This is a genomic window from Streptomyces sp. TAA040, from assembly GCF_000424845.1.
Genome location: NZ_AUKR01000008.1, coordinates 21,296 through 28,484, shown reverse-complemented (window position 1 = coordinate 28,484; position 7,189 = coordinate 21,296). Strand labels below are relative to the sequence as shown.

6 protein-coding genes are annotated in these 7,189 nt (G+C 72.8%); all 6 read left to right on the top strand.

Annotated features, from left to right (window positions below):
• Nucleotides 1-169: 169 nt before the first annotated feature.
• The 6 genes from H300_RS0108210 to H300_RS0108185 all read left to right on the top strand — a co-directional run bounded on the left by H300_RS0108210 (nt 170) and on the right by H300_RS0108185 (nt 7,184).
• Complete coding sequence (locus H300_RS0108210; RefSeq protein ID WP_028427047.1) at nt 170-676, top strand: phosphatase domain-containing protein; 507 nt, start codon at nt 170-172, stop codon at nt 674-676.
• Nucleotides 677-924: 248 nt separating this feature from the next.
• Nucleotides 925-2,106 (top strand): ROK family transcriptional regulator, encoded by a 1,182-nt coding sequence (locus H300_RS0108205; protein ID WP_028427046.1) that lies wholly within the window; start codon nt 925-927, stop codon nt 2,104-2,106.
• A 137-nt stretch (nt 2,107-2,243) separates the two neighbouring features.
• Nucleotides 2,244-3,794, top strand: coding sequence for a sugar ABC transporter ATP-binding protein (locus H300_RS0108200; RefSeq protein ID WP_028427045.1), 1,551 nt, complete (start codon nt 2,244-2,246; stop codon nt 3,792-3,794).
• Entirely contained in the window at nt 3,791-4,816 is a 1,026-nt protein-coding gene (locus tag H300_RS25690; RefSeq protein WP_037979589.1) for an ABC transporter permease, read from the top strand. Before H300_RS0108200 ends, H300_RS25690 begins: the two co-directional genes overlap by 4 nt.
• Nucleotides 4,817-4,934: 118 nt before the next feature.
• Complete coding sequence (locus tag H300_RS0108190) at nt 4,935-5,993, top strand: substrate-binding domain-containing protein (RefSeq protein ID WP_028427044.1); 1,059 nt, start codon at nt 4,935-4,937, stop codon at nt 5,991-5,993.
• Nucleotides 5,994-6,005: 12 nt separating this feature from the next.
• Nucleotides 6,006-7,184 carry a Gfo/Idh/MocA family protein gene (locus H300_RS0108185; RefSeq protein ID WP_028427043.1) on the top strand — a complete coding sequence of 393 codons (1,179 nt, stop codon included), beginning with the start codon at nt 6,006-6,008 and terminating at the stop codon, nt 7,182-7,184.
• Nucleotides 7,185-7,189 lie beyond the last annotated feature (5 nt).

Sequence of the window (7,189 nt, the reverse complement as noted above, 5' to 3'; positions counted from 1 at the left end):
CGGTGCGGCCGGTGCGGCCGGTGCGGCCGGTGCGGCCGGTGCGGCCGGTGCGGCCGGTGCGGCCGGTGCGGCCGGTGCGGCCGGTGCGGCCGGTGGGTCGGGTACCCCGGTCGCCCCCTCCCACGCAGCCGTCCCGCGACCGCACTTCCCGTCCTCGTAGGGTCGTGCCATGAGTACCGAGCAGCGGCCGCTGGCCGTCTTCGACCTGGACGGAACCCTGTGCGACGTGCGGCACCGCCTGCACTTCGTCACGGCTCCGTCCGGCGGTCGCCGGGCGCGGAAGGACTGGGAGGGGTTCTTCGCCGCCGCGCGGCAGGACCCGCCACTCGCCGTGGGGGTGGCGCTGGCGCGGGAGTGGGCGCGGACGTGCGAGCTGGGGTACGTGACCGGCCGTCCGGAGCGCTGCCGCCGCGACACGCTCGACTGGCTGGCCGAGCACGGCCTGCCGGCGGGGGAGTTGTGGATGCGCTCGGAGGCTGACCGGCGGCCGGCTCGCGCCACCAAGCCCGGCCTGCTGCGGCGGCTCGCGGCCGCACGCGAGGTGGAGGTCGTCGTGGACGACGACGCGGAGGTGTGCGCGGCGTACCGGGCTGCGGGTTTCCGGGTGGTCCGGGCGGACTGGGTGGCCGGGGCGCCCGAGCTGCCGGGCCTCCAGGAGCGCGAGGGCCGTACCTGACGGCAGGGAGCAACCCTCCGTGCACCTCTTTGTCCTCGAACAGGAAAAAGTCTGACGGTTGTCTGCGCAACTCCTTCCCACCCCCGGTGCTCGCTGCTACTTTCCCCGTGCAAGCCCGCCGTCCGGCCCCTCGTGAGGCCGGACGGACGAGCTGGCGCCCCGGGCCGGGGCCGTCGACGCACGGGCACCCCCGAGAACCGGGTTCCCCACGCCGGCGACTGAGGGAAAGGAGGGCCAGAGTGAGGCGCATGACCGCTCGACCCGCGAACGGGCATCAGGCGCGGCTGCTCCGCCTGCTGCGTGACGACGGGCCGAACTCCCGCGCCCAGCTGGGGGACCGGGTCGAGCTGTCCCGGTCGAAGCTCGCCGTCGAGGTCGACCGGCTGCTGGAGACGGGGCTGGTGGTCGCCGACGGCCTCGCCGCCTCCCGCGGCGGCCGCCGCTCGCACAACATCCGGCTCTCGCCCGGCCTCCGCTTCCTGGGGATCGACATCGGCGCCACCTCGGTGGACGTAGCGGTCACCAACGCCGAGTTGGAGATTTCGGGCCACCTCACCCAGCCGATGGACGTCCGCGAGGGTCCGGTGGCCGTGTTCGAGCAGGCGCTCGCCATGGCCGGCAAGCTCCGCGACGCCGGACTCGCCGAGGGTTTCGACGGCGCCGGGATCGGTGTTCCCGGTCCGGTCCGGTTCCCCGAGGGCGTCCCGGTGGCCCCGCCGATCATGCCGGGCTGGGACGGCTTCCCGGTCAGGGAGGCGCTCAGCCAGGAACTCGGCTGCCCGGTGATGGTCGACAACGACGTGAACCTGATGGCGATGGGCGAGCAGCAGGCCGGGGTCGCGCGTGCCGTGCGCGACTTCATCTGCGTGAAGATCGGCACCGGCATCGGCTGCGGCATCGTGGTGGGCGGCAACGTGCACCGCGGTACCACCGGCAGCGCCGGGGACATCGGTCACATCCAGGTCGAGCCGGACGGCCGGCAGTGCCCCTGCGGCAACCGGGGCTGCCTGGAAGCGCACTTCAGCGGTGCCGCGCTCGCGCGAGACGCTGAGACGGCGGTGGGCGAGGGCCGTTCGCCGGAACTCGCCGTACGTCTGGAGTCCGCCGGCCGGCTCACGGCCATCGACGTGGCGACCGCTGCGGCAGCCGGTGACACCGCCTCGCTGGAGCTGATCCGGGCGGGCGGCGCCCGCACCGGTCAGGTCATCGCCGGACTGGTGAGCTTCTTCAACCCCGGGCTCGTCGTGATCGGGGGCGGGGTCACCGGCCTCGGCCACACGCTGCTGGCGAGCATCCGCACCCAGGTCTACCGCCAGTCGCTGCCCCTGGCGACCGGCAACCTCCCGATCGTGCTGGGCGAACTCGGCCCGGCCGCCGGTGTGACCGGCGGCGCGCGACTGATCAGCGACCACCTGTTCTCACCCGCCTGAGCCGCACCACCCGCGTACCGCACCACCCGCACCCGCGCACCGTCCGAGCCGCACCACCCGCACCGCTGTCCCCGCACGGGGCCGCAACGGTGATCAGCCCTGCCCGAGTACCGGCGTCACCGCCGAGGAGGCACACCATGGCGCCCCCGCCCGAACCCGTACTGACCATGACGTCCATCACCAAGACCTTCCCCGGCGTGCGCGCCCTGGACGGTGTCGACCTGGAGGTGCTGCCCGGCGAGGTGCACTGCCTGCTCGGTCAGAACGGCGCCGGCAAGTCCACCCTGATCAAGATCCTCTCCGGCGCCCACCAGCCGGACGAGGGGCGGATCACCTGGCAGGGCCAGCAGGTGCGGTTCGGTTCGCCGAGCGCGGCGACCGCCAGCGGCGTCGCCACCATCTACCAGGAACTCGACCTGGTGGAGCACCTGTCGGTGGCGGAGAACGTCCACCTCGGCCACGAGCCCGCCACGGCCGGCTTCGTGCGCCGCTCGCACAGCCGCCGTCGGACGGCCGAGCTGCTCCGCCGGCTGGGCCACCCGGAGATCGACCCGGACCGGAGCGTGGCCGACCTCTCGGCCGCGGGCAGCCAGGTGGTCTCGATGGCACGCGCCCTCTCGCACGACGTCCGGCTCATCGTGATGGACGAGCCCTCCGCCGTGCTCGACCCGGACGAGGTGGACAACCTGTTCCGGATCGTGGCCGAACTGACCGCCGACGGAGTGGCGGTGGTGTACATCTCGCACCGGCTGGAGGAGATCCGGCGGATCGGCGACCGGGTCACGATCCTCAAGGACGGCCGGGCCGTCGCCGGCGGGCTGCCCGCCCGCGACACCGACACCGGCGAGATCGTCGCACTGATGACCGGCCGCGACGTCGCCCACGCCTTCCCGGCACGCCCCGAGAGCGCCGCGTCCGCTCCCGGGGCCGCTGCCGAACCCGTGCTGCGCGTCGAGGGGATCGCCCGGAAGGGGGAGTTCGAACCGCTGGACCTCGAACTACGTCCCGGCGAGATCGTCGGGCTGGCCGGGCTGGTCGGCTCCGGGCGCTCCGAGATCCTGGAGACCGTCTACGGAGCCCGGAAGCCCACCGCGGGCCGGGTGCTGGTGGACGGCAGGCCGCTCCCGCCGGGCAACGTGCCCGCGGCGGTCCGGGCGGGGTTGGGGCTGGCACCCGAGGAGCGCAAGGCCCAGGGACTGCTGATGCTGGAGTCCGTCACCCGCAACGTGTCGGTCGCCTCGCTGTCGCGGTTCGCGTGCGGCGGCTGGCTCGACCGCGCCGGGGAGCGGAAGGCGGCGCGCAGCCGGATCCGCGAGCTCTCGCTGCACCCCGACGACCCCGACCGGCCGGTGCGGACCCTCTCCGGCGGCAACCAGCAGAAGGCCGTGCTCGCCCGCTGGCTGCTGCGCGAGTGCCGGGTCCTGCTCCTCGACGAACCCACCCGCGGGGTGGACGTCGGCGCCAGATCCGAGCTGTACGGCCTGATCAGGGCCCTCGCCGTCCAAGGAGTGGCGGTGCTGCTGGTCTCCAGCGAACTCCCCGAGGTGCTCGGCCTGGCCGACCGGGTGGTGGTGCTGCGCGAAGGACGCGTGGTGCACACCGCAGACGCCCGGGACCTGGACGAGCACCGGGTGCTCGACCTCGTCATCGCGGGCTCGACCGATCTGGAAGGCAGGCCGACGTGCTGAACCCACCGCCCTCCCTGCGCAAGGCAGAGCCGTCCGGCTCGCCCTCCGGCGCAGGCGGCCCCGGAGGGCACAGCGCGCTCGCCGCCGTCACCGATGTCCGCAACCTCTCCCTGCTGGGCGTCCTGGTGCTGCTCGCCGTGGTCGGGGCCATCACCCGGCCCGAGCAGTTCCTGAGCACCGGGAACCTGCAACTGATCCTGACGCAGGCCTCGGTCATCGGCGTGGTCACCGTCGGGGTCACCTTCGTGATCATCGGCGGCGGCATCGACCTCCCGGTCGGGGCGATCGTCGCCCTGGCGTCCGTGTGGGCGACCACCGTCGCCACGCAGGAGTTCGGGCTGATCGGAGTCCTGTTCTGCGCGATCGTGGTCGGCCTGGGCTGCGGGCTCGTGAACGGCGTGCTGATCGCCTACGGGCCGATGGTGCCGTTCATCGCCACCCTCGCCATGCTCGCCGCCGCCCGCGGCCTGGCCCTCCAGATCACCGAGGGCCGGACCCAGCTCGTCACCGTCGACCCGGTGCTCGCCCTCGGCGAGCGGAGCTCGTACGTCCTCGGCGTACCGCCGCTGGTGCTGGTGTTCGCCGCCGTCACCCTGGCCGGCTGGCTGGTGTTGAACCGCACCACCTTCGGCCGCCGCACCATCGCGGTCGGCGGGAACCCGGAGGCGGCCCGGCTGGCGGGCATCGCCGTCAAACGGCAGCGGCTCTCCCTCTACCTGGTCTCCGGCCTGTGCTGCGGGATCGCCGCCTTCATGCTGGTCGTGCTCACCGGCTCGGGCCAGAACACCAACGGCAACCTCTACGAACTGGACGCCATCGCGGCGGCCATCATCGGCGGCACCCTGCTCAGTGGCGGACGCGGCACGATCACCGGGTCGGTGCTGGGCGTGCTGGTCTTCACCACCATCACCAACCTGTTCGCGCTGAACAACCTGCAGAGCGCCTCGCAGCAGATCGCCAAGGGCGCCGTCATCGTCGCCGCCGTCCTGATCCAGCGACGGACGCGCTCCGACCATCCCTGACCGGCCGGTGGGCCCGCCGGACACCGGCCGGCCGCACCTCGCCCCCCGCGTCGCCACCCCGTACCGCCTTACCCGCCGGTTCCCGCAGTTCCCAGGTATCCACGAAGGGTTGTGCCCCATGAATGCAGCGCCCCAGCCGTCCCGCCCCAGTCGCAGAGGCCTGCTGCTGGGCGCCTCGGCGGTCTCCGCCGGCGTGCTCCTGGCCGGATGCACGAGCAACGAGAGCAACGACGCCGAGATCTCCGAGAGCGGCGGGGCCCAGGTCGCCGACGACAAGCCGGGCAAGGCAGTCACGATCGGCTTCGCCGGTCCGCAGGCCGACCACGGCTGGCTCAACGCCATCAACGAGCAGGCCACCAAGCGCGCCGAGCGATACGAGGACGTGACGTTCGAGACCACCGAGGGCTCGAACGACAACGCCCAGCAGATCGGTCAGGTCGAGACGCTGATCAACAAGAAGGTCGACGTCCTGGTGATCCTGCCGTCCGACGGCAAGGCGCTGACCCAGGTGGGCCTCAGGGCCATGCGCGCCGGCATCCCGGTGGTCAACCTGGACCGGATCTTCGACTCCCAGCAGGCCTACCGCTGCTACGTCGGCGGCGACAACTACGGGATGGGCCTGAACGCCGGCCGCTACATCGGGGAGCAGCTCCAGGACAAGGAGGACGCCCGGGTCATCGAACTCGCCGGGCTGGACAACCTGGAGCTGACCCAGGAGCGCACCCGCGGCTTCGACGACGCCCTCAAGAACTACCCCAACATCCGCAAGGTGGCCCGGCAGGCGGCCGAGTTCACCGTGGAGTCCGGCCAGGCGAAGACGGCGCAACTGCTTCGCGCGCAGCCCGAGTTCGACGCACTGTGGAACCACGACGACGACCAGGGTGTCGGCGCGGAGCGGGCCATCGAGCAGGCCGGGCGGGGCGACTTCCTGATGGTCGGCGGCGCTGGCTCCCGGCACGCGATGGACGCTATCAAGGCCGACAGCGGCGTCCTGAAGGCCACGGTCCTCTACCCGCCGACCATGGCGGCCTCCGCCGTCGACCTGGCCCGGGCACTGGCCCAGGGCAAGGGCGTCTCCGGGCTCGCCGAGTTCGAGATCCCGGCCTCGCTCACCCTCTATTCCGCCGTGGTGACCAAGTCCAACGTCGACGAGTACCTGCCGACCGGCTTCAACTGACAGGGGGCACCCATGCAGCAGAACACCCAGACCCCGGCACTCGGGGTGGGGATGGTCGGGTACTCCTTCATGGGCGCGGCCCACTCGCAGGGCTGGCGCACCGCCGGCCGGGTCTTCGACCTGCCGCTGCGTCCGGAGATGGCCGCAGTGTGCGGACGGGACCCGGGCGCGGTGGCCAGAGCGGCGGACCGGCTCGGCTGGGCCGCCGCCGAGACCGACTGGCGCGCCCTGGTCGAGCGGGACGATGTCGACCTGGTCGACATCTGCACTCCCGGGGACAGCCACGCGGAGATCGCCGTCGCCGCACTCGCGGCGGGCAAGCACGTCCTGTGCGAGAAGCCGCTCGCCAACACGGTCGAGGAGGCGGAGGCGATGGCGGAAGCCGCCCGTACGGCCTCCGCGCGGGGACAGTTGGCCATGGTCGGCTTCAACTACCGCCGCACGCCGGCGCTCGCACTGGCCCGGGACATGGTCGCGGAGGGCAGGCTGGGCGAACTGCGCCACGTCCGGGCGACCTACCTCCAGGACTGGACGGTGGACCGCGAGCTGCCGCTGGTGTGGCGGCTGCGCCGGGAGCACGCGGGGTCGGGCGCGCTGGGCGACCTCGGCGCGCACATCGTCGACCTGGCCCAACACCTGGCCGGCTCCCGGCTGACGGGCGTGTCGGGTCAGGTGGAGACCTTCGTCAAGGACCGCCCGCTGCCGGGGGGCGTCGGACGGGGGCCGGTGACGGTCGACGACGCCGCGCTCTTCTCCGGACGACTGGCGTCCGGCGCGCTGGCCTCCTTCGAGGTCAGCCGGGTCGCCGCCGGCCGCAAGAACTCCCTGCGCATCGAACTCAACGGTGAACTCGGCTCACTGGGCTTCGACCTGGAGCGCCTGAACGAGCTGACCTACCACGACCACACCGAGCCCGCCGGCCGGGCCGGATTCCGGCGGATTCTGGTCACCGAGGAGGACCATCCCTACCTGTCCGCGTGGTGGCCCCCGGGCCACGGGCTCGGCTACGAGCACACCTTCGTCCACCAGGCCAGGGACATGGTGACGGCGATAGCCGACGGCACCCGGCCCGAGCCGTCGTTCGCGGACGGGCTCCAGGTCCAGCGTGTGCTCGCGGCGGTCGAGGAGAGCGCAGCCGCCGACAGCGCCCGCGTCCCCGTGCCCGAGCAGCACCCAGGAGAAAGCGAGTAACCGCC

Coding starts and splice junctions, on each gene's coding strand:
- H300_RS0108210 (WP_028427047.1), top strand. CDS start 170: ATGAGTACCGAGCAGCGGCCGCTGGCCGTCTTCGACCTGGACGGAACC.
- H300_RS0108205 (WP_028427046.1), top strand. CDS start 925: ATGACCGCTCGACCCGCGAACGGGCATCAGGCGCGGCTGCTCCGCCTG.
- H300_RS0108200 (WP_028427045.1), top strand. CDS start 2,244: ATGGCGCCCCCGCCCGAACCCGTACTGACCATGACGTCCATCACCAAG.
- H300_RS0108190 (WP_028427044.1), top strand. CDS start 4,935: ATGAATGCAGCGCCCCAGCCGTCCCGCCCCAGTCGCAGAGGCCTGCTG.
- H300_RS0108185 (WP_028427043.1), top strand. CDS start 6,006: ATGCAGCAGAACACCCAGACCCCGGCACTCGGGGTGGGGATGGTCGGG.